Here is a 20,755-nt window from a genome sequence, read left to right as displayed (position 1 = left end):
ATAAGGGTTTGTTCCATTACAAACCCTTTCTCATAAACAAGATTTAATGCAAATTATTTCGTTTGATTGGAGTTTTCATTCGATTGATAGGGCTCTCCTATCTTCAATACTGTGCTAAATGTCTTCGGCTTCCGATTGGCATAATTCAAAACACCGGCAATGCGTATCCCTTTTCCTTCCAATGCTGTTATTTCACCTTTCCTTCGCTGCAATTTAAATCGAACTGATACGTCTGAATCGCCTTTTTTGCTTTCAAAAGGCACCACCACAATCTGTTCCAGATTGACGACCAAAGCCGGATGATCTGGTTTGACCAGTTTGATCACCATATTTTTAAGCTCGTTGTCTCTGGATTCCGTACGAAAAACGAAGACACCACTTTTTGTCCGATAGTCGCCACTGTATTGCCCCGGCCTATCCTGAAACAGGTAGTTGACCTGCATCGAAACAGCTTCGTTAAATAGCTTTTCACGTTGCCTTGATTGCAGAATAAAATAAATAATAAATAAAACGATAACTGAAACTGCTAAAATAAGTACCATAATAAAATAGATAATAGGACTAGGTGATATGCAATCTTAGGATTGCATTTAACTATATATCAAATTTAATTTAATGGAACTTTCAGAACTAAAATTTATAGGGGACAAATAAGGGACAATTGTGTATCGCAATGAAAAACAGCGCTATACATTATTTTAAAATAAGTAAATAGGGTATAAAAGCGACAAAATAAGATGCTAATAATTTTTGTGGGGATGTAAAATAAATATTTAAATCAGCTGTATCCCCAAATTAAGAATACAGCTGACAAAAAGGGCCTTTGCCTTCTAGTAAGAATTTTATCTTATTTTAAACTTGCTTCGAAGCAACAACTTTACGGAGCCCTTCACTGGAAAAGCGGTGTGTACGTTTATTATAATAGATTTCGACATTTTCTTCGATACAATAATGTCTTCCAGTGAAATCCTGATCGCGGTACTCTTCTCCAATAATTCGCATATCGATAGGTAAAGCCTTGATCATATCAATCAGATCCTGTTCCGTTTCGTAGGGTATAATCTCATCGACATAGCGACAACCCTCTAATTGAATATATCGCTCCACGATGGTCTGCGTAGGTTTAGCCTTCTCGGGAGATACCTCTGAAGGATCTGTATTGAGACCGACAATTAAGTAATCACAATGTCTTTTCGCTTCTTCAAGCATCATAATATGTCCGGCATGCAATAAATCAAAGACACCGAAGGTAATTCCAATTTTCATTTAATTATCTTTTAATGGTTAAAGAGAGCTAGCAGCTCGGTTTCATTGTAGATCTTTTATTCATCAGCGCATTTTCTCTTAAGGCATTTAGTGCATTAAAAGGCAACTGATGTGCACCTCAAAAGAAGCTTATGGTGCTGTTACGGATTCTGAATTAGCCTCTGCCACAATCCGGCGTAATCCCGAACTTGAAAAGCGGTGATCCCGACTATTGAAATATAGTTCGATTCCTTTTTCCTCACAATATGCCCTTCCTGTGAAATTCTTCTCCCGGTATTCATCTCCAACGATCCGTACATCAATGTTAAATGAGCGGAGAATATCTTCGAGGTCCTGCTCTGTGGCATAGGGAACTATTTGATCTACATACTTGCAACCTTTGAGCTGAATATAGCGTTCTACAACAGTCTGCACTGGCTTGTTCTTCTCGGGGCGATCCAAGGTCGGATCAGTCTGAAGTCCACAAATCAAATAATCGCACTGCCTCTTGGCATCTTCGAGCATTTTAATATGCCCTGCATGTAGTAGGTCGAATGCACTGAAGGTAATACCTATACGCATTCCCTTGGCTGGGATTGTTATCATCATCAAAAATATGGATGTAAAATTTATTAATAAAACGGCTGTACAGCTAATCAAAGATATAAAATTATCCTACATAGCGTACTTGATATACCGGATTTAAAATAGATTTAACGTAAAAATCATGCCAAAGAGGGAATATCGGCGTGCCGTAAATATAATTGCGCACAAGCACGTGCGTCGGAAAGCGCTTCATGGTGGTTAAGTTCAATACCCAGTACTTCGCAGCAGGCATTTAAGCGAGCAGGTTTAAAACCTTTACCTTGATAAATTTTGAAGGTGCACTCCCATTTTTCCATTAGTCCCAAATGATCGTAAGGCAAATTATAGTACCCCATTGTCTTACGTAACACACCACGGTCAAATAATTCATTATGAGCCACCATAATCCGATTATTAATAAGAGGATAAATTCGCGGAAACAATTCCTTGAATGTGGGGGCCTGCGCAGTATCTTTAGGCCGAATACCATGTACGCGTGTCGTCTGCCACATATATTGGTTGTTGGGAGGTTGTATTAATGAATAGAATTCCTCAACAATAACGCCCTGCTCTACGACGACCAAACCCACTGCGCAGGCCGAATTTTGATTAGCCGTAGCTGTTTCAAAATCTATTGCTGTAAAACTTAATTCTGATTGCATTAACCCTCCTCTTAAACATTAACAAAAATAACAACTTATTACTTATTTTTTGGAATTGATTTTCCTGAGAATATCTTTGTTGATTAAACGCCTTTTACGATCAAAAAACCAGCCCCATTTATTAAAGTAATAGATCGCAGACTGCATACCTATTTTGGTCAAGCGCCACGATTTGTGTGATCCTTTTTCAAAATGATGATAAATATGTACCCTTGGATAGAAAACCGTACGATACCCCGCATCTATTAGACGCCTACACAAATCAGTCTCTTCACCATACATAAATATGCCTTCATCAAAAAGACCTATCTCATTTAATGCTGAAATTCGCAAATACATAAAACAGCCTGACAAATAGGGCACATCCATAATACGATCATAACCAGTGAATCGAAGTTCAAAAAGATCATTTCTCTTTTCGACCATCTTTTTAAACGGGTTAAACCTTCTTCCTATCCAATCGTAGGGCGTTGGTAGCAGCTTACAAAGCCGCTGGATCTCATTATTCGGATAGAGTACCTTAGGCATAATATTGCCAATATCAGTATTCTTCTCCAGATAATCTGTCAATTCTTCCAGCACACCTTCAGCGTAATAAACATCAGGATTTAAAATAAGATGATATTTCGACCCTTGTTGAATAGCCGATTTCAATGCAATATTATGCCCAGCCCCAAAACCGGGATTGGATGGGTTGTGGATATAGATAACTCTAGAATCATCAAAGATATCTCTCAGTTCATCAGTTGGTGAGTTATCAATGAGATAAAGTATCACATCTGGAAATGTTATTTTCAAAAAACTCGAAATAGCCGCTTTCAATACTGTTTCGTTATTTTTATATAAAACTATACTGCTAGAAATAATCATTTTTCCCATCCTTATAATAAATTGTCAATTTTTGAAAACATCCTATCATTCAACTCGTAAATATGCTCCTTACTATATCCATTCAAAAATTCTTCATCATTAAAAAACGATCGCCCTTGAGCTTCTATTAGAGCAGCTCTAAAACTCTGAACATTATTAATCTCAAAAAATATTATATTATTGCTTTTAAACTCCATAAAGGCCGGAATATTTGACGCTACTATCTTTGTACGTAGTTTAATTGCTTCTAAAATAGGTAAACCAAAACCCTCATACAATGATGGAAAAATAAAAGATACTGCCCCCCTATATAAGACAGATAATTCCTCATCCGTTACATTACCAACTGCAAGAATATTTTTACCCGATTTATGTCCTTTACCTGCTAAAACAAGGAGAGGTAAATCATCTGAACTTTCAAAAACTTCCCGCACGAAATCCAGATTCTTATGTGGCCTATTGTTTCCGCAATAAAAAAAGTAGGGTTTATCTTGCAATAAAAACCTGTCCAACGTAACCGTTGGGATCTCATCATTGATTTCAGAATCTTCCGGAATACATAGTGAATCCCGTTTATAAAAAGACAATATATCCCTCCTTGTCGTTTCAGACACGGATATTAGTATATCAGAATTTTTTATAGAATTCTCAACAATAAAATCGAAATACCATCTCTTTAAAGTAGAAATATATTTATTCTTGGAAAAAAAAGATGGCACAATTTTGTACATTAAATCATGAACTGTCAAAATGCTCACCAGATTTTTAGGTTTTATAATAAAACTTGAATAAAATGGAGAATGAAGTACATCAATTTGTAATGACTCGACGTAAGACTTAAATAAAACAAAATGTAAAATATTATATGGCTTTAATTTTGTCAATGAAATTTCACCATATTCATGGTCATAAATCTTTTCGTTTAAGATAAGCACAATTTTAGTGATATCCTTTCTAGTTTGGTAATACTCTAAGAGAAACTCTGTGTATCTGGAAATACCGGTATTCTGAATTTTGTTTACCAGTCTACAATCTAACCCAACAATCATTTGAATCTTATTTTAGCAAAAAAATTAATAAATAAAACAGCCAAAGACACAATAATCAACTGAAGAAAACATTTATATAAGAAAATATCTGGTCCATGCCTTAAAAGATGTATAAAATTATAAACCAATATAAAAAAACAGAACCTGCCTAAAATATAAGAGGAAAAATAAAAGATTAAAAAAAGAACTAAAAAATAAATGAAAATTATTAAATAAAAGTAATCTCCAAAATTCCCAATAAAGTAGGCCACAGGGCTGATCGCTAGTCCATGCCCCACACTCCCGATATAAAATTTTTGAAGAATAGGGTCGAAATTAAAAAATCCATGTGCTCCGCCATTTGCAGCATATTCTTTAGCCCAACCAGATGTGGCATTGACGCCCATAAATTCAGAAAAATAAGTATAGACCCCGATTGCAGCATTATTTTCTCCCGCACTAAAACTTCTTAGTATAAAAATAAAGGCCAAAAAACCAAAGCCAATTAGAACAAAACTTACGACCCGAAAAAATGTTAGCTTTATTCTATTATTATCTAAAAAAAACATAGTTAACATCAACGCATTTGTTACAAAAATTTTCCCTTGATAAACGACGTCTAAGCTTAATGCTAGCAGTCCAAATGCAACTAATAAGTAGGACTTTCTCAACCTAATGATGGAAAAAAAGCAGGCCAATAGCAAATAACCAAATCCCGGAACTAGTTGTGAGCTTATAATTTCAAGTAATTCTTCTCGAGGAACACCATTACGACTTAAAATTAAGCCTTTACCAAAAACAAATATTAAATAGATAAATGTAATAGCAATTATTAAATAATTGACGGTGGTAGTAGGCCTATTAACAACCCAAGGGGTATGTATCACACTAGAAGACAACACAAACAAGAAAACAATCAAAAGCAAATAAAATGTAATATTCTCGAAATATACATTGTTCTGTTCTTTTGAAAAAATATAGAATTCTGGCCCTACAAAACTCTGCAAGATTAATGGCAAAATAAAATAGAGAAAGCCGAACCCCGCTAATGCGAAGATGCAATAATTAAAAGAATATTTTTTTTGCAACATTGTCCCTAATTTTATCCGTTTCAAATAGAGATAAATTATTAAAAAGATTTAGCTTACCTTCAGAAGTCTTGTTCAAAAGATCTAATAATTCATCTTTGTTGGAATAGCGGTTCTCTAAGCGCGTGCATCCTCGAATCCCAACGATATCGCGAGCGATAACCACAGATCCGCGTTCATTTGCCTCTCTAACGACAAGAGGGTCGCCCTCATACGAACTATTTAAAATCAATACATCTTGTTCTCCAAATAAATGATCTTGCTCATTCCTATCTAACCAACCTAAAAAATTAACTTGAATATAAGCTGTTTTTTCAGCAGAAGCTCTTATTAATTTTGAATCTGGACCATCTCCCACGATGTAAAAACTTTTATATGGATTCTTAGTAGTGTCCAACCAAGAAATTAACTCAGCTAACCGCTTTTGTTGATCATCCAATCTACCAACAAAATATAGTGTATTGAGATCTTTTTTTACTCCGTAAGCAGTTTCATCACATAGCTTTTTTACAATCCTATTTGGTAGTACTACAGTGCACTTTATTTTCTTGAAATAAAGTGCCTGAGCATCTGTTATTGTAATAATTTTGGAAAATGGCAATATAAAAAGATAAAGAAAATAGTTATAGATAACAGCAAATTTACTACCCCATAAAACTACTCTATCGACAAACATGGGAATATATAAAAGGCTCCTTTTAAACAATGAGATGAGAAACATACCTGCCGAAGCCTCAATTGTACCTGCACTCACAACAACTTGATCGTGCTTTCTGATAAGATTAAAATACTTAAAGAAATTAATTAAGCTCCATAAAAGTTCTAAGGGAACTTTCCAGCCATGAAAAAACGATGAAATCCTGACAGAAAAAATGGACTCATCAAGTTGAAAAGCATTATACTGTTCTATATTATTAAAAACGACAGTAACTTTAGAATATTTACCTGCTAATATAATCAGCTCCTTACATTGGAATTCATGTCCTCCAACAACGTTTCCAGAAACAAAAAATAACGTTTTTTTCATATTTTACCAAGGGCAATTTTCATCCTTCTCCATAGTAAAACACCAAAAGAACCAAAAAATAAATAAACTTTTTCTCGAGTGACAGTAAAGTTCCAAAACTTAAATAGTGAAGCAATCCTCTGATTTATGGGAACTGTTTCAATATCCCTAAACATGTTATATAGAGATATCTTTTTGTCCAATATACCCAATACCTCCTTTTTCTCCTTAAAATTTGATTTTGAAACCGAATCTTTCCATAACTCCATGTGATTTATTCGGATTGTCATATCGGATATAAATCGCCTAAAAAACTCCTGCTCGCTCTGTCTATTTCTTAGCCAGGAACTTGTCGAATTCTGATGAATTCTATATAACATCGTTTTCTCTTTGCTACAGAAAATTCCACCATGCAAAATCGCACGAAATGTTATTTGATCATCTTCATTAGGCACATTGATTGGTAAAGGCCCATAATCTGTAAATAACGACTTACGCCAAAACTGACCAACTGGAAAAATATGCGGCATTCCTGATAATACAACTTTTTTGATATCCTCATCTAATATATCGTTATAAGTGATTTCGCCAATCCTATTTCCATTCTCATCAATTTTATCAATAGAAGTAGTGATGACATATAAATCCGGATATTTTTCAGCAAGTTTTCGTGCAACTTGAACTCGGTTCGGAAGAGATATATCATCACCCGCGTTGCCTAATATAATATCGGTACTACACAAATCGATAGCATTTTGTAGATTTTTATTTATTCCTTGATTTTCTTTATGGAGAATTACTTTCCATTTTTCTGCAAGTTCAAACTCATCTATATAATCCAAAATTTCCTGCTGTGTACCATCTTTCGAACAGTCATCTGAAATGATAACTTCATCTGGTTCTTCCGTCTGTAACCTAATTCCCTCAAGGGATTCCCGAATAAATTTTTTCTGATTATAGCAAATTAACACAAACCCTATCTTCATATTTCCTTTTTATAGAATAACAATTTTCTTAAAACAACCACCATAAATATAAAATAAAGGATCATATTTAAACAAAAAGCCATTGAAGTACCTTCTAAACCATAACTATTCACCAATACGTAACATAAACTTAAATAAGTGAAAGAAAATAATAGCTCTGAAAATATAAAAATCCGAATTTTAGCCTTAGAAATTAAAACATATGAAAGTACCCAAGCCGCTATTTTAAAAAAGTCGCCGATGAGTTGCCAGACCAATATATCGCTGATTTTAAGAAACTCACTACTAAACAATAACATAATGACATAATAGCGCAAAAAATAAATAATGACACAAGAAAGCAATACAAAAGGTAAAATGATCTTATATCCGTAAAATATTTCTCGACGTATAATGCCGTCTTCTTTTATTTCCGACAGCTTCGGGAGATAATAGGTATTCAAAGCAGTAACTATAACCAGCAAATAACCATCGGATATTCTCATCATTGCCTGCCAATATCCTGCCTGATCTATCCCTATAGCATTTGTCAAATAATTTCGGATAATTATCTGAATGCTTGGCATTGTAATGGCAGAAACAATGGCCATTAAACTATACGAGCCAAATTTTATAGCCCAATCTTTTGAAAATGTACCAAAGAAATTAGGAAAATAAAAAAGACGGTGTTTAATAATCAAAAATAATGTAACAAAAAATACAAGCGATTGCCCAACAGCTAAGGCAAAAAGAGCTCCCTGAATTCTAAAATAATATATTAATAAACAAGACAACACCAAAATAAATCCACTACCTAATGAATTGATAATGGTAAAATAATTAATTTTGCCTAGCCCATTTAAAATAGATAGAAAGAGTGTATTTAAAGAATATAAACCTACCGTAATCCCAAAAGCTACTACGGGACCACTAAATGAATCGGTATAGAATAGAAATTCCGAAATATACTTAGCAAGTATTACTATAACTATACCTAAAAATAAAGAACAATACAACGAAATTTTGGCCGCAGTACTGAATAGGGCATTCTTCCGCTCTTCATCATCTTTAAACTCAGCAGTATATTTAACTATACCATTACTAATTGCGCCATTGGACAATGTGTAAGCTATTGTTATAAAATTCATAAATGCACCCACAGTTGCAACTCCGGCTGCGCCTGTAAGAATAGCCACTACCTTGCCAATGATAAAATTCGAGCCGATTCGAAAAAATGTGATTACAGAAGAAAGAAAAGCGGTGCGAACTAATTTCATCTAAATAGATTAACCTTTTCTATCACTTTGTCTATCTCATTATCACTTAAAACAGAAGATATCGGAAGGCTGAGAACCTCACTGTGTAATAATTCCGTTAATGGAAAATGCAAATTGTTTAATTCCTTATACGCCAATTGCTTATGTGGCGGGGTGGGGTAATGGATTAGAGTCTGAATACCTTCTTTAGTCAAAAATTGCTGTAATTCATCGCGAACACCACTTCTAATAACATACAAATGCCAAACGTGAGACAATGGATCCTTGGGAATAGATGGTAATACTATGTTTTGGTTTGCTATTTCATTACAATATCTTGAAGAAATAGCTCGTCTACTTTCGTTCTCTGCTTCAAGATATTTAAGTTTCTCGTCGAGAACCGCCGCCTGAATTTCATCCATCCTCGAATTTAGGCCTTTATAATCGTTGACATATTTCGTTCTGGAACCATAATTTCCTAAGGCCCTAATTACTTCTGCTAATTCTGAGTCCTTGCAAGAGACAGCACCTGCATCACCTAAAGCTCCTAAATTCTTACCAGGGTAGAAGCTGAATCCAGCAGCATCTCCCAGCGATCCAGTACGAGCATCTCCCCATCTTGCACCGATAGCTTGAGCATTATCTTCAATAATCTTCAAATTATACTTCTTAGCTAAAGAAAAGATTTCTTCTGAATATACTGCTCGACCATACAAATGCACTAGCATAATTGCTTTTGTCTTCGGTGTTATCAATTCCTCAATACGAGATATATCGATGTTAAATGTCTCTGTATTAGGCTCACATAGCACAGGTAATAATTTATTTTCAGATATAGCAAGAACTGATGCTATATAAGTATGCGCCGGAACGATTACTTCATCCCCTTCATCCATCACACCAAGTTCAATATATGCTCTAAAAATCAGTCTTAAAGCATCCAAGCCATTTGCCACTCCTATTACGTGAGGAACACCTATATAGTTTGCTAAATTTTCCTCAAAAGCTTCAACTTCCTCACCTAATAAAAACCATCCTTTACGATATACGCTCAATATCCTACTTTCAATACTCTCCTGATACTTTAAATTGAGAGCCTGTAAATCTAAAAATTTGACCATGATTTATTTATTTAATAATACTACAGCTCCCCATGATAATCCCACTCCAAAACCAACCATCATAACATTTCTATTTTCACCATCAAATGAATCTTTAAATGCCAAAGGAATAGAAGACGAAACCGTATTGCCATAATTTTCCATGTTTATCAGAAATCTATTTTTTTCTATTTTTATTCGATTTCTTAAAAAATTTAACATGAAGGTATTTGCTTGATGAAATACAAATAAATTAATATCATCTTTCGCCAATCCGTTAAGAACTAAATTTTCTTCTATTAATTGAGGAATTCTTTTTGCGGTAAAATCGAATACACCTGCACCATCCATGAAAAGAAAATTCTCTGGATCATCTTGATTTAATGATTTAGAAAATAGACCACTATTTTTTATTATTAACTTGTCATATCCAGATCCGTCTGTACCTAAGGAGAATTTTCCGATTTCATACTTTCCATCTGAAGATATCAAAGATGCAGTTGCTGCATCCCCAAATAGACTCATATTACCTTTATCTGAATTGTGGATGTGTTTTGAATATACATCTGCAGTGACCAAAAGGACATTATTCGCAATTCCCGAGGAAACCAATGCTGATGCCAAAGAGAGACCATAAATGTATCCTGAGCATCCTTGATTAATATCAATGGCACCACAATTATTACTTAAACCAACTCGATGTTGAACAATACATGCTGTTGTTGGGATCTGATAATCTGGAGATTGTGTGCAGAGCAGAAAATAATCTATTTGTGAGAGATCAATACCAGTTTCAAGTTGTAGGTTTCTAATCGCTGCCACAGCCATATCGGCAACGCCCTCCTTAGAATCGGCGACATACCTATTCTTGATACCAACCTTTTCAAAGATTTTTGAACTTTCCCACGAAGGGAACATCTCAGCTATATCCTCGTTAGTTACATTTCTATCGGGTAAATAAACTGAAATATGTTTTAAGTAGCTCTTCACTTTTTATTCTCTTCAATATAGTTGAACAAAGACTCGATAGAGATAAATCCATTTAACTTATCTATAGGAATGTCAAATCCATACTCATCTTCGATCATAACTTTTACAACCATAGCGGTCAGAGAATCCCAAAACTCAGACTGCACATAATTTGTTTCAGCATTTATTTCGATATTTTGGTCCTCTAATTGAAAAGCGAACTTTTCAATAAAATCTTGCATTTCCATAATTTGAATTATTTAATTCTTTTAAATATTTGAGCTCTATTCTTTTGAAAAATATTCTTTGTCAATTTAAAGTATATATCCAATTCATTTTCTTTGATAACTTCTGGACCAAACAATCTATGATATCGCAATACAGTCTTATTTTCCCTTCTAACATCAAAATATAATTCCTTATACCCCAACTCTTCAAATACGTATTCTTTTACCGCAATATCAAGTTTTATAGGATTAAGTGAATTCAAATAATTTGGTTTTGAAACCCAACTTCCAATTTCCACATAATCTGGCGACATATTATATATACGGTAGGTTGCAAAATCTTCACCGAACTCATCTGTTGCAATAAAATAAAATTCTATTTTCTGGTTTTCCTTTTCCTCATATTTTCGCAGCCAAAGTCTCTGCTCATCAACATCAGCATCTGTTTTAGAAATAAATCTTTTATTTTTCTCGTCATTTCTAAATGATAAGATAAGTTCCGCATCTTTTTCACGTGCAGTTCTTAAAGAAATCCCATATTTATTTATGTAAATCATCCATTCTGTAATTTAAAAACTCCTGATAATCCCTAATATAATCTTTTTCACTATATAATGAAGACGCTAAAACCAAACAAATACTACCTCCGGAAAAGTCCTTCATTTCTCTCCAGATACCAGGTTTTATATGCAGGGCCTTACGTGGGCTATTCAAAAATACTTCTCGTTTATTTACCCCATCATCTAAAATAAATGTAAAAGAACCACACGCTGCAACAACAAACTGTTGCAGTTCATAATGAGCATGCCCCCCCCTTTCTGCAGCATAGGGAACATCATATAAATAGTAAATTCTTTTGATCTCAAAAGGTACTGATTTATCGTTTTCTAATACTGTAATATTTCCTTTTTGGTTATGTATCAAGGGTAAATCAACAATATAACAGTCAAATACACTATGCATCTTATTTTTTAATTAAATCTCTGTACAGTTCATAATCTCTAATGTAATCCTCTTCAAGGAATTCACTATCTGAAACTACCATTACGACTGCATTTGTTGAAAAGTTAGACAATTCTCTCCAGTTCATCTTAGGAATATATAATCCATAGTTTGATCTACTTAATGTATAATTAATAGGCTCTGAACCATTATCTAAGACGACATCGAAACTACCAGAAAGAGCAACAATAAACTCATTCTGACTCCGAAATGCATGTCCGCCCCTTGTTTCACCACTAGGCACATCATGGATCCAATAAACTCTTTTGATATCAAAAGGAATTTGACAAGAATTTTCAAAGAAAGACAAGTTACCTCGATAGTCAACGATCTTGGGAAGATATAAAATATTTGGACTATTCATTTTCAATTATAGAGGTTATTATTTTTGAAATCGTGATAATAAAGAGTGATAAAAATGAGAAGATTATTGCCCCTAAAATTATGGATTTAACCTTTCCAACTTTTTCTACTTTAAGAGGATAAATAGGCTCATCAATTTTTTGAATCAGAGGAGCCTCTTTCAAAAGGGCAATTTTACCCAATTCCAAATTTTGAAGTAATTGGCTTAAAATTGCTTTGTTAGTTTCAGCAGAAAACTGCCCCCGCTGAGTCGGTACAAGTCGCTGAGCCTGCCGAGTAGGGTTAAGATTTGGAGTAACATCAATTACAGTAGCAACTGATGAAATCGCACCATTCATTACCGCTCTAACAGAATCTGTTTTATGTTGAAGAATTTTCACATTTTCCAAAGACTTTTTAGTTTTCGTTTGAATATAAAATTCATTTACTCTTAAAACTAGCTCATCATTGAATTCCTTGGAAAAACTTTCGTCTTTCGATTTAAAAATTACTTTTATAATTGAGAGCTTCTTATCAGGTTTCCCTACCTCTAAGTAGTTTTCCCTGATATCTTTCACTGCTTCATTAACTACGCTATCCCTTCCTCGTTGCAGTTTGGGATTTTTCTGTACTCTATTTTTAAAATCTACATCATTCAAAAATAAATTTTCTGAAACCCATTTTTCTCTAGCTTTGCTTTCATCTAGATATCGATGTAATAGGAGTTTTGCTGGTGCGCTGTTAGACGATTTCATTAAAGTTGCCTCAATCATTTTATGAGATTTATAGAGCTCTAAGAGATTATCACCTTGAAAAATTCCGCCATCTCCCCCACCTATATCAATGCCAATCATAGATGCAATTCCTAAATATTGTCCCATGCTCCCCCCTTTATCTCCAGTTTCAAGAACAAAGGAAGTCTCAGCAAGATACACAGGTCTCTTTAAAAATGCGTATATCGCTCCGCCAACCCCTCCGATTAATCCAGCTAATGCAAAAACATACCACTTCAATAAGATAAATTTTATCCATTCTCTAAATTTATTTACAAAATCCTTCAATATAATATCCTGTTTATTTTTAGTCTCGGCCATATCTATTTAAATAAACTAATGATAATAGCAAGAGTAGAAGCTATCCCGGTACCTATTCCTATCCAAGCCTGTGAACTTAGCTTTTCTCTAGGCGCTCGCTTAGGAACAACAATTTCCGCACCTGGCTTAACCTCTGGATACCCACCATCTTTGCCCTTTACTGCACCATTCGCGTATTGAACAAACACACGCTTTTTCAGCGCATTGTCAGTAAATCCACCAGCCTGGTTAACGTAATATTTTAAGTTCTTCCCTTTCACGTAAATTACGTTATTGGGGTTCAGAACCTCACCTAGAACTTTCACTGTCTCTAATTCTTTTGGAACGTTTATGATATCGCCATCTAAAACGAGAAGATCTCCCTTTTCATATGGCTTTTCTAATATTTTATTCAATTCAATACCCACAAGATCACTCGGTTCAATATCAGATGCTGAAGTTCCTTGTTGTGATACTTTTGCTAAAGCGCTACTTTTTGCTTTCGAATTATCTATATTCTCTTCATCAGTATCTTTATATTTTGCCGTTTTGCCATCTTTTTCCTCAACATCAAGGCTGTCTTTTTCAAGCTCCCTTTTCAAACGTTCTTTTTCTTTCTTCTCCTCGGCTTTCAGTTTAGACATTCCGGTGCGTTTTAATGAAGCCCCCTCGGTGTAGGCATACGTTGTCAAACCGCCTGCGCGCTTGATAATATCCGAAATACGCTCATCCTCGCGAGATATCGTGTAATAGCCTGGATATAGCACCTCCCCTTCGATTTTTACCTGACGTTGGGTACGGAAACTAGCATCGCCCAAAATAGAGATAACATCATAGGGTTGCAAGGTCATATTAGGATCCATGAGCACTCCATCTTTAATATCCACCAAAACAGTTTGCGAGGAGCGATGATCGGTAACATCTAAGTTTTTAATACGGCGAGCGATTTCTACGCGAGCATTTTTCGCCCCTTCGGTCAATCCCCCGGCTTTCTGAATGATATCGCCCAACGTTGCATTGCTCGCAAACGGAAAATCACCTGGAAAACGGACTTCTCCCTGAACAGTGAATTTATATTCGTCCCTTAAATCAAAAATGGACGAAATCTCAATCTTATCTTCTCTTCTTAGCGGGATATCCCCAGCTGTACTGGCTAGGATATCGCGTACATTAAAACTGATTAATTCCGAAGTATTATCTGCTTTAAGACGATTAATGATACCGCGCTCCAAGAAGGCATCTTCACGCACGCCATCGGCCATTTCCAAGACCTGTTTTAACGTCATACCTGGCTCCAGACCGAAAATACCGGGACGGAATACCGCTCCTAATACACTAATACGATTGGCGAAACGTTCTAATATCGGTTCTACAATATACTGATCGCCACCTTTGGGTGTATAGTTTGCAAACTGATCAGCATAGATATCCTGAACACTGCGTTCGCGACCTGTTGTTTGAAGAACTTTAATTTTGGCACTATAGGCGTTCTCCGTAAAGTCTCCGGCATAACGTAAGATATCCGATAGTGACTCGCCTGCCACCGTTTCAAAAATTGCGGGACGCTTAACTTCGCCTTCAAACTGCACTCTAGCTCCATAAACGGGTATATGAATAATATCCTGATCCTGCAGACGAATATTACCTTGCTGTATGCCATTCGCCAAAAAGTCATATACATCAATCGTGCTCACCACACGATTACCACGGATCACCTGAATTTTACGATAAGTACCGTTTTTATTCGGCCCTCCTGAGGCATACAATGCATTGAATACAGTCGCCAAGGAAGGCAAGCTGTAAGTTCCCGGCTTAGTAACCGCCCCTGTCAAAGTAACACGGATAGTACGAATATTACCAATGTTGACGCTTACTTGGGTTCTTCCCGAACGTAAAGCTGGATAAGTGCCACTCAAACGTTGTTCAATTTTGCTTTTCGCTGCAGCTATGGATAAACCCGCGACATTGATCTGTCCAACATATTCCACCTTGATGGTTCCATCTGGACTTACCGGAAGTTGATAAGATGCCTCATTATCGCCTGTAATATCTAATAAGATTTCATCGTCTGGACCAATAATATACGAACTAGGAGTTGCCATACGCAGATTGGGCTCAAAAGTAATCGCATTATTTCTAAAGAGATCGGAGCCAAATATTTTAAGCTTTCCTTCTTCATTATCAATCGAATCACGTGTGTCCCTCTGCTTATTTTGCAAAGAATCCGCATTGGAGTAACCATCCACCTGACGACCATTTAAACGACTATTACGTGATTTATTTGAAGATCCTTGTAATTGATTTGGCTCTTGTTTTTTGCGTTTAATTTTCGCCAAGCGTTCCTTAAGCTTTTGGACCTCCACGGCAGACACTCCCTGTGCACGGGCAAAACCATCCAGTTGGCTTTCATCATAGCCCATTAAAGCAGCCTGTTTTACATATTGCTCAATCTGAGCATCACTTAGATTATCAACTTTTATATTGGCGGGATTGGTCTGAGCCCCTACGGTACCAACAAATCCTGCTAGGCATAACCATAATATTATTCTTTTCATCGAAAACGCGGTATTTGCCGCAAAATTAGTAAAACTATTTAATTAAATGATTGAAATATTTCTTGAATAGGCTTTTCTACTATAATTCATTTATTATTAAAGACCATTTGCCAAAATATATTGTAACGAACGTAAAAACGAGTAATGGTGCTACACAACAGGATAGCGGTTTATTCATTGAATTATTTTTTTATTTAACGAAATAGTTAATCCAACAAGAAGGCCTATATTTGCGCATGCGCCAAATTATTTACAAAAAAGCTATTCTTGTTACGTTAGGATGTATCCTATTATCTTCTTGCCTAAAAAAAGATCTTTACTCGGGCAGTAAAAACGAAGATGGAAAAGAAGTATCACCGCCCGATAACGGCGGAAATACAAATCGATATAGCTATCCATTTGGTGAGGAAAAGACAGGACAAGAAGCGGAACTCATCATCGAATTTCATTCCGGACAAGGAATAATCAATACTCCGACTGTGAGTATTCCGCCGCTGAAATATAATAAGAGCTTATTGTTTATGCTAACACAGGACGATTGTAAGCAGTCGGCATTCAGCATGACCTGGGCTGCCATTAATGGTAAACCTGTTGATCGCTCTGATATTAAACGAAAATATTACTACGATATTGAACACCTCGAAGCAGATGACCTCCCTCCAAACAGTTACTTGCTGGGAAAAACGCTGGGTAGTACCGATGGTTTTGGGAATGAAGTACGGTTTCACTTTACAACTACCCTAGCACCCGAATGGGATTTTATGGACGCCGCGACAGCAGTAAAGAAGAACTTCAAAGAAAACTTTTTCCGCTTTTATATGAAATCTGGCCTACGCTGGAATAATGTAGTCGAAATGGTGAACGATGGCAATGCGATTGCATTCCACGACTTGAATACCGCCGCTATCAATAATGTGGACTCGCTAATCAAGCATTTTGATCGGGCTCAACAAATCACAAATAAAAGATTAAATGGCCGGAACATCAAGTTTTTGGCCGAGCCAAATGGAAATAAATCGTACCTCCAGGCCGCTCTTGGATTTCCAGCTATACAGACTATAACGGCACAGAATGGCGCGGATAAGCTCATACCGTACCAGGTCAATTCATCCCTCAACCAAAAGACCTTAGCTCGTGTATTTGTTAATCATGCCGCTGAGGCAGAAAAACTGGTCGACGAGGCTATGACAAACGATTTCACTGACCGTGAGGCCGTTCATATTGGTGTACACGAAACAGATCATGACTGGGCTCAGCTCCTGCTCTGGCTTAACAATACCTACGGAAAGGACGGAAAGGACATCCTGTGGTTTCCTTCACAAGAAGAATATTATGAATACAATTATAATAGGCAAAACAGTGTAATCAGCAGCCGCATCGAAGGGAATAAACTAATCGTGAAAGTCAAATTCCCCAGTCAGCCGGATTTCTACCACCCTGCACTCACGCTCAATATCAACGAATTGCACATGAATAGCATTAAATCCATCTCTTCGAATGAAGCTGTAACAGGTTTGACATACGGCAATTTCGACAAGGGAATCAGCGTCAATATAGACTGCCGTAGATTTATACAGGATCATGCAACGCAATATGTAAATCGGTATCTATCGAAAAAATCCGCCGCAAACCTGTTAGACGCAACGTATCATGTCAACGCACTAAAAGATTCACAAGAGAAAAAAAATCTACTTAGAACGCTTGGTATAGAGTAAAGGTAGCTTAAAATGTATCGTACTGAAAATTTATGATTATATTGTATTTCACTCGTTTGGATTGAAAAAAGATAAAGTGAAAGGATTAATTTTACGATTTCCCTAAATTGTTTATAAATATGCTAAAAATGAAAATTATTTCACTTGTTTTACTCATTCCTATTAGCACGCTCTCCCTTTTGTTTTGGTCTTGTACCGGCGCCACGAAAGAAAAGCAAAAGAAAGAAGCAATGGACCAAAATACGAGGCCTATCAGCTCGGCAGATAGCACATTATTCCATTTCTGGGATAAATTTGATATGCAGGATACTGCCCAGGTAAAAAATCCTGAAAAAGGGGAACAACAGCTTGCTGATTTTCTTCAGCTCTTGGCGCAGCATCCAGATTCTGTAACAAGAGATAAAGCGATTGATCTCATGCTGGACAAGGCAAAAGTCAATCGGACAAGCTTTGACTATTTCGTCAAGCAATATGAGCATTATCTATATGATGGCAATTCGCCCATGCGCAACGATATTGTCTATGAATCCGTATTACGCTATCTGATCAAAACAAATCTGCTTTCCGATCTTGAAAAAGAAGCTTATAGACCAATTTATAAATTAGTACGCCAAAATAAAATTGGGCAAAAAGCAGAAGACTTTAGCTTTGAACTGGCCAATGGGCAAAAACAAAAGCTGTCCGAAATTAATGCGAAATATAGCCTTTTAATTTTCTACGATCCAGACTGTTCTCATTGTAAAGAAACCATCCATCAACTTCGTGATACCCCGCAGCTCGTTCAGCTCTTTAATCAGCTGCAGATACAGGTAGTGGCCATCGACCCATGGGGCGACCGCAGCAAATGGAAAAATTACCAATCCGAGTTATCGTATGAATGGATCAATGGTTTTGACAGCGAAAACAAACTTTTGTCGTTCAATTTGTATGACCTCAAAGCTTCGCCAACGATTTATCTTTTGGACGAAAATAAAAAGGTACTATTAAAAGATACCTACTTACAGCAGGTAATTGCCTATTTTGTTAAAACCAATTCCTAACCAATGCCTGAAAATAAGCACGAAAACGAAATACGGGTTATTTCAAACGAAGACTATTTCGCCGAGGTACAACGCATCCTTCGTGAAGGCAAGGAAGTACGCATAAGAGTTAAAGGAAATAGTATGCGTCCATTTATTCAAGATGGGGATACTGTCCTACTACGCGCATACAGCGGTCCCCCCCTGCCCTTAGGCAGTAATATACTCGCTAAAGAGAATGATAAATTTGTGTTCCACCGCTTCGTAGGAAAGAAAAATGGCCAATACATTTTGGCAGGGGATGGTAATCTTGTACTCCGCGAATACATTGCGGAGACGGATATTATTGCAATTGCTTATATGCATTATCCGAAGGACAAAGAGTTATCAATAGCAATCCACCTCCCCTGGGCGAGACTTCGAGGCTTGGGCTGGTACTATATACGATTGCTTCGTCGTATAGTATTAAAATTCAAATCACTTACACAAAAGAATTAAGCTTAAATTTATTGCTCCCAAAGCGGATTCCACGAATAAAACAATTTTAATCAAACTTTAACGCTTTTTGAGCGTTCTCATTCAATTATATTTCCGGATAGAATATAAAACACAAAAACTTAGGTGTACAGTTCTTTCTCTTTTATCGAAAATTATTAAAAACAATTAATAATCAACGTATTATAAAAAAAAATAATTCGTGTAGCAATTTGGATAGATTTAACGTTGAGTAAATAATTATAAACAATTAAATGTATATTTGCATCAATTATTCTAACTATAATTATGAGAGGGAAATTTAGTTAACACAAATTATTTATCAATTTTGGAAGTTACATGTTAAATCTACATTTAACACGTTATAGAAACCGATTTAAAAAAATCTAAAAACATCTTGACAGATTGTTTATTGGTAAGTGTAAGAAAAGAATTTTCACAAAATCATATCGATTTTAGCACGGTGTTTTTTTCATTTAGCTGTAAGTAGCATAATGATGTAAGGGGTAAATAGCATGAAAGTATTAGTTTTAGGGGGAAGTAGCGGATTCCTAGGGAGTCATTTAAAGAAGAAGCTTAAGGATCCAATTCAATGTGAATTTGTTTCCATGAGGAATCTGAATTGGTCAAAGGACAATTATCCAACAGATTTCATCATCAATTTAGTAGGTAAAGCCCACGATTTTACGGGCAAGGCAACCGAAGAAGATTTCTTTTTTGCCAACTTTGAGTTAGCAAAAAAGGCGTTTAACCTATTTATTTCCTCCCAAGCGAAATTATTGATCCATATAAGCTCCCTCGCGGCCATTGAAGAAGTAGAGTCTGCAAAATCACTTTCTGAAAATGCTACGTATAACTCCGTTTCACCTTATGGCCGATCTAAACAAGCGGCCGAAGAGTGGCTGATGAAGCAACAACTACCTGCAGATAAGAAACTAGTTATCTTGCGTCCACCCATGGTGCATGGAGCCGGTGACAAAGGCAATTTAAAACAGTTGTATTCCATCGTAAGCAAAGGAATTCCTTATCCATTGGTTCGATTTAAGAATAAACGCTCTTTTCTGTCCGTGGACAATTTTTGTTTCTTCGTTGAACAGATTCTTTTACAAAATGAAAAGATAAATTCAGGAATCTATCACTTATCCGACGATGAAACTTTATCGTCCAACGAAATCGTAAATATCATGAAACAGGAAACAGGCTTAAAAATTCCTTGTTTTCCACTGCCAAAGCGTATAGTTTCCTTTTTATCGAAAATCGGCGACCATAGTAGAGCTTTCCCTCTGAATACATGGCGCTTGAAAAAATTGACCAGCAACCTTGTTGTTTCAAATAAAAAAATAAAAGTTGCTCTGGCAATCGAGCGCTTGCCTAAAACGGCTAAGGAGGGTCTACGTGACACCATTAGATCATTAAGGCAGCAGTAAAACCACATTTGAGCCTCAAAGCAACAAAACGGACAAGCACTGAAATAAAATTTAAAATTGTGCCTTAAATACGAGCCTTTTATATTGTATTTAAGGCACAATTTATTTATGTTTGATACCATAGCC

22 protein-coding genes are annotated in these 20,755 nt (G+C 36.0%); 4 read left to right on the top strand and 18 right to left on the bottom strand.

Annotated elements, in window-relative coordinates; translation table 11 throughout:
* Positions 1 to 53 precede the first annotated feature (53 nt).
* From K2F45_RS00855 to K2F45_RS00770, 18 genes are all read right to left on the bottom strand, one after another.
* The gene (locus tag K2F45_RS00855; protein WP_248932818.1) at positions 54 to 542 is read right to left on the bottom strand and encodes a hypothetical protein; all 489 of its coding nucleotides are present in this window, start codon (positions 540 to 542) and stop codon (positions 54 to 56) included.
* Between the two features lie 310 nt (positions 543 to 852).
* On the bottom strand, positions 853 to 1,266 hold the full coding sequence (locus K2F45_RS00850; RefSeq protein WP_075990575.1) for an adenylyltransferase/cytidyltransferase family protein: 414 nt from the start codon (positions 1,264 to 1,266) through the stop codon (positions 853 to 855).
* 129 nt (positions 1,267 to 1,395) lie between these two features.
* Positions 1,396 to 1,854 carry an adenylyltransferase/cytidyltransferase family protein gene (locus K2F45_RS00845; protein WP_248932817.1) on the bottom strand — a complete coding sequence of 153 codons (459 nt, stop codon included), beginning with the start codon at positions 1,852 to 1,854 and terminating at the stop codon, positions 1,396 to 1,398.
* Positions 1,855 to 1,970: 116 nt separating this feature from the next.
* Entirely contained in the window at positions 1,971 to 2,492 is a 522-nt protein-coding gene (locus K2F45_RS00840; RefSeq protein WP_248932816.1) for a 3'-5' exonuclease, read from the bottom strand.
* Between the two features lie 42 nt (positions 2,493 to 2,534).
* Positions 2,535 to 3,371 (bottom strand): glycosyltransferase family 2 protein, encoded by an 837-nt coding sequence (locus K2F45_RS00835; protein WP_248932815.1) that lies wholly within the window; start codon positions 3,369 to 3,371, stop codon positions 2,535 to 2,537.
* 2 nt (positions 3,372 to 3,373) lie between these two features.
* Positions 3,374 to 4,411, bottom strand: a complete 1,038-nt coding sequence (locus tag K2F45_RS00830) for a glycosyltransferase family 4 protein (protein WP_248932814.1) — start codon at positions 4,409 to 4,411, stop codon at positions 3,374 to 3,376.
* Positions 4,408 to 5,481, bottom strand: coding sequence for a hypothetical protein (locus tag K2F45_RS00825; protein WP_248932813.1), 1,074 nt, complete (start codon positions 5,479 to 5,481; stop codon positions 4,408 to 4,410). The genes K2F45_RS00830 and K2F45_RS00825 overlap by 4 nt, the downstream gene beginning before the upstream one ends.
* Positions 5,456 to 6,505, bottom strand: a complete 1,050-nt coding sequence (locus K2F45_RS00820; protein ID WP_248932812.1) for a glycosyltransferase — start codon at positions 6,503 to 6,505, stop codon at positions 5,456 to 5,458. Before K2F45_RS00820 ends, K2F45_RS00825 begins: the two co-directional genes overlap by 26 nt.
* On the bottom strand, positions 6,502 to 7,470 hold the full coding sequence (locus tag K2F45_RS00815) for a glycosyltransferase (RefSeq protein ID WP_248932811.1): 969 nt from the start codon (positions 7,468 to 7,470) through the stop codon (positions 6,502 to 6,504). Before K2F45_RS00815 ends, K2F45_RS00820 begins: the two co-directional genes overlap by 4 nt.
* Positions 7,467 to 8,726 (bottom strand): O-antigen translocase, encoded by a 1,260-nt coding sequence (locus K2F45_RS00810; protein WP_248932810.1) that lies wholly within the window; start codon positions 8,724 to 8,726, stop codon positions 7,467 to 7,469. Before K2F45_RS00810 ends, K2F45_RS00815 begins: the two co-directional genes overlap by 4 nt.
* The gene (locus K2F45_RS00805) at positions 8,723 to 9,826 is read right to left on the bottom strand and encodes a DegT/DnrJ/EryC1/StrS family aminotransferase (RefSeq protein ID WP_248932809.1); all 1,104 of its coding nucleotides are present in this window, start codon (positions 9,824 to 9,826) and stop codon (positions 8,723 to 8,725) included. Before K2F45_RS00805 ends, K2F45_RS00810 begins: the two co-directional genes overlap by 4 nt.
* 3 nt (positions 9,827 to 9,829) lie before the next feature.
* The gene (locus K2F45_RS00800; protein WP_248932808.1) at positions 9,830 to 10,795 is read right to left on the bottom strand and encodes a 3-oxoacyl-ACP synthase III family protein; all 966 of its coding nucleotides are present in this window, start codon (positions 10,793 to 10,795) and stop codon (positions 9,830 to 9,832) included.
* Entirely contained in the window at positions 10,792 to 11,022 is a 231-nt protein-coding gene (locus K2F45_RS00795; RefSeq protein WP_248932807.1) for an acyl carrier protein, read from the bottom strand. Before K2F45_RS00795 ends, K2F45_RS00800 begins: the two co-directional genes overlap by 4 nt.
* A gap of 8 nt (positions 11,023 to 11,030) precedes the next feature.
* On the bottom strand, positions 11,031 to 11,558 hold the full coding sequence (locus K2F45_RS00790) for a GNAT family N-acetyltransferase (RefSeq protein ID WP_248932806.1): 528 nt from the start codon (positions 11,556 to 11,558) through the stop codon (positions 11,031 to 11,033).
* Positions 11,542 to 11,964 (bottom strand): sugar 3,4-ketoisomerase, encoded by a 423-nt coding sequence (locus K2F45_RS00785; RefSeq protein WP_201669889.1) that lies wholly within the window; start codon positions 11,962 to 11,964, stop codon positions 11,542 to 11,544. Before K2F45_RS00785 ends, K2F45_RS00790 begins: the two co-directional genes overlap by 17 nt.
* Position 11,965: 1 nt before the next feature.
* A complete protein-coding gene (locus tag K2F45_RS00780) occupies positions 11,966 to 12,367 on the bottom strand; it encodes a sugar 3,4-ketoisomerase (RefSeq protein WP_248932805.1) in 402 nt (133 codons plus the stop codon).
* A complete protein-coding gene (locus tag K2F45_RS00775; protein WP_248932804.1) occupies positions 12,360 to 13,439 on the bottom strand; it encodes a GumC domain-containing protein in 1,080 nt (359 codons plus the stop codon). The genes K2F45_RS00780 and K2F45_RS00775 overlap by 8 nt, the downstream gene beginning before the upstream one ends.
* Before the next feature lie 2 nt (positions 13,440 to 13,441).
* Entirely contained in the window at positions 13,442 to 15,973 is a 2,532-nt protein-coding gene (locus K2F45_RS00770; protein WP_248932803.1) for an SLBB domain-containing protein, read from the bottom strand.
* Between the two features lie 236 nt (positions 15,974 to 16,209).
* Between K2F45_RS00770 and K2F45_RS00765 the strand changes: the two genes are divergently transcribed.
* The 4 genes from K2F45_RS00765 (at position 16,210) to K2F45_RS00750 (ending at position 20,629) form a co-directional block, all read left to right on the top strand.
* Positions 16,210 to 17,688: a polysaccharide deacetylase family protein gene (locus K2F45_RS00765; protein WP_248932802.1), complete on the top strand. Its 1,479-nt coding sequence runs from the start codon at positions 16,210 to 16,212 to the stop codon at positions 17,686 to 17,688.
* Between the two features lie 128 nt (positions 17,689 to 17,816).
* Entirely contained in the window at positions 17,817 to 18,728 is a 912-nt protein-coding gene (locus tag K2F45_RS00760) for a DUF5106 domain-containing protein (RefSeq protein WP_248932801.1), read from the top strand.
* 3 nt (positions 18,729 to 18,731) lie between these two features.
* Positions 18,732 to 19,205, top strand: a complete 474-nt coding sequence (locus K2F45_RS00755; RefSeq protein WP_248932800.1) for a S24/S26 family peptidase — start codon at positions 18,732 to 18,734, stop codon at positions 19,203 to 19,205.
* Positions 19,206 to 19,717: 512 nt separating this feature from the next.
* A complete protein-coding gene (locus K2F45_RS00750; protein ID WP_248932799.1) occupies positions 19,718 to 20,629 on the top strand; it encodes an NAD-dependent epimerase/dehydratase family protein in 912 nt (303 codons plus the stop codon).
* Positions 20,630 to 20,755: the final 126 nt, after the last annotated feature.

The organism is Sphingobacterium siyangense (assembly GCF_023277505.1).
In the GTDB taxonomy this organism is placed as follows: Bacteria; Bacteroidota; Bacteroidia; order Sphingobacteriales; family Sphingobacteriaceae; genus Sphingobacterium; species Sphingobacterium siyangense.
This window is presented reverse-complemented; position numbering and strand designations above follow the sequence as displayed.

What these genes read in the sequence shown, in the direction of transcription:
- K2F45_RS00855 (WP_248932818.1), bottom strand. Translation starts at nt 542, where the DNA reads ATGGTACTTATTTTAGCAGTTTCAGTTATCGTTTTATTTATTATTTAT.
- K2F45_RS00850 (WP_075990575.1), bottom strand. Translation starts at nt 1,266, where the DNA reads ATGAAAATTGGAATTACCTTCGGTGTCTTTGATTTATTGCATGCCGGA.
- K2F45_RS00845 (WP_248932817.1), bottom strand. Translation starts at nt 1,854, where the DNA reads ATGATGATAACAATCCCAGCCAAGGGAATGCGTATAGGTATTACCTTC.
- K2F45_RS00840 (WP_248932816.1), bottom strand. Translation starts at nt 2,492, where the DNA reads ATGCAATCAGAATTAAGTTTTACAGCAATAGATTTTGAAACAGCTACG.
- K2F45_RS00835 (WP_248932815.1), bottom strand. Translation starts at nt 3,371, where the DNA reads ATGGGAAAAATGATTATTTCTAGCAGTATAGTTTTATATAAAAATAAC.
- K2F45_RS00830 (WP_248932814.1), bottom strand. Translation starts at nt 4,411, where the DNA reads ATGATTGTTGGGTTAGATTGTAGACTGGTAAACAAAATTCAGAATACC.
- K2F45_RS00825 (WP_248932813.1), bottom strand. Translation starts at nt 5,481, where the DNA reads ATGTTGCAAAAAAAATATTCTTTTAATTATTGCATCTTCGCATTAGCG.
- K2F45_RS00820 (WP_248932812.1), bottom strand. Translation starts at nt 6,505, where the DNA reads ATGAAAAAAACGTTATTTTTTGTTTCTGGAAACGTTGTTGGAGGACAT.
- K2F45_RS00815 (WP_248932811.1), bottom strand. Translation starts at nt 7,470, where the DNA reads ATGAAGATAGGGTTTGTGTTAATTTGCTATAATCAGAAAAAATTTATT.
- K2F45_RS00810 (WP_248932810.1), bottom strand. Translation starts at nt 8,726, where the DNA reads ATGAAATTAGTTCGCACCGCTTTTCTTTCTTCTGTAATCACATTTTTT.
- K2F45_RS00805 (WP_248932809.1), bottom strand. Translation starts at nt 9,826, where the DNA reads ATGGTCAAATTTTTAGATTTACAGGCTCTCAATTTAAAGTATCAGGAG.
- K2F45_RS00795 (WP_248932807.1), bottom strand. Translation starts at nt 11,022, where the DNA reads ATGGAAATGCAAGATTTTATTGAAAAGTTCGCTTTTCAATTAGAGGAC.
- K2F45_RS00790 (WP_248932806.1), bottom strand. Translation starts at nt 11,558, where the DNA reads ATGATTTACATAAATAAATATGGGATTTCTTTAAGAACTGCACGTGAA.
- K2F45_RS00785 (WP_201669889.1), bottom strand. Translation starts at nt 11,964, where the DNA reads ATGCATAGTGTATTTGACTGTTATATTGTTGATTTACCCTTGATACAT.
- K2F45_RS00780 (WP_248932805.1), bottom strand. Translation starts at nt 12,367, where the DNA reads ATGAATAGTCCAAATATTTTATATCTTCCCAAGATCGTTGACTATCGA.
- K2F45_RS00775 (WP_248932804.1), bottom strand. Translation starts at nt 13,439, where the DNA reads ATGGCCGAGACTAAAAATAAACAGGATATTATATTGAAGGATTTTGTA.
- K2F45_RS00770 (WP_248932803.1), bottom strand. Translation starts at nt 15,973, where the DNA reads ATGAAAAGAATAATATTATGGTTATGCCTAGCAGGATTTGTTGGTACC.
- K2F45_RS00765 (WP_248932802.1), top strand. Translation starts at nt 16,210, where the DNA reads ATGCGCCAAATTATTTACAAAAAAGCTATTCTTGTTACGTTAGGATGT.
- K2F45_RS00760 (WP_248932801.1), top strand. Translation starts at nt 17,817, where the DNA reads ATGAAAATTATTTCACTTGTTTTACTCATTCCTATTAGCACGCTCTCC.
- K2F45_RS00755 (WP_248932800.1), top strand. Translation starts at nt 18,732, where the DNA reads ATGCCTGAAAATAAGCACGAAAACGAAATACGGGTTATTTCAAACGAA.
- K2F45_RS00750 (WP_248932799.1), top strand. Translation starts at nt 19,718, where the DNA reads ATGAAAGTATTAGTTTTAGGGGGAAGTAGCGGATTCCTAGGGAGTCAT.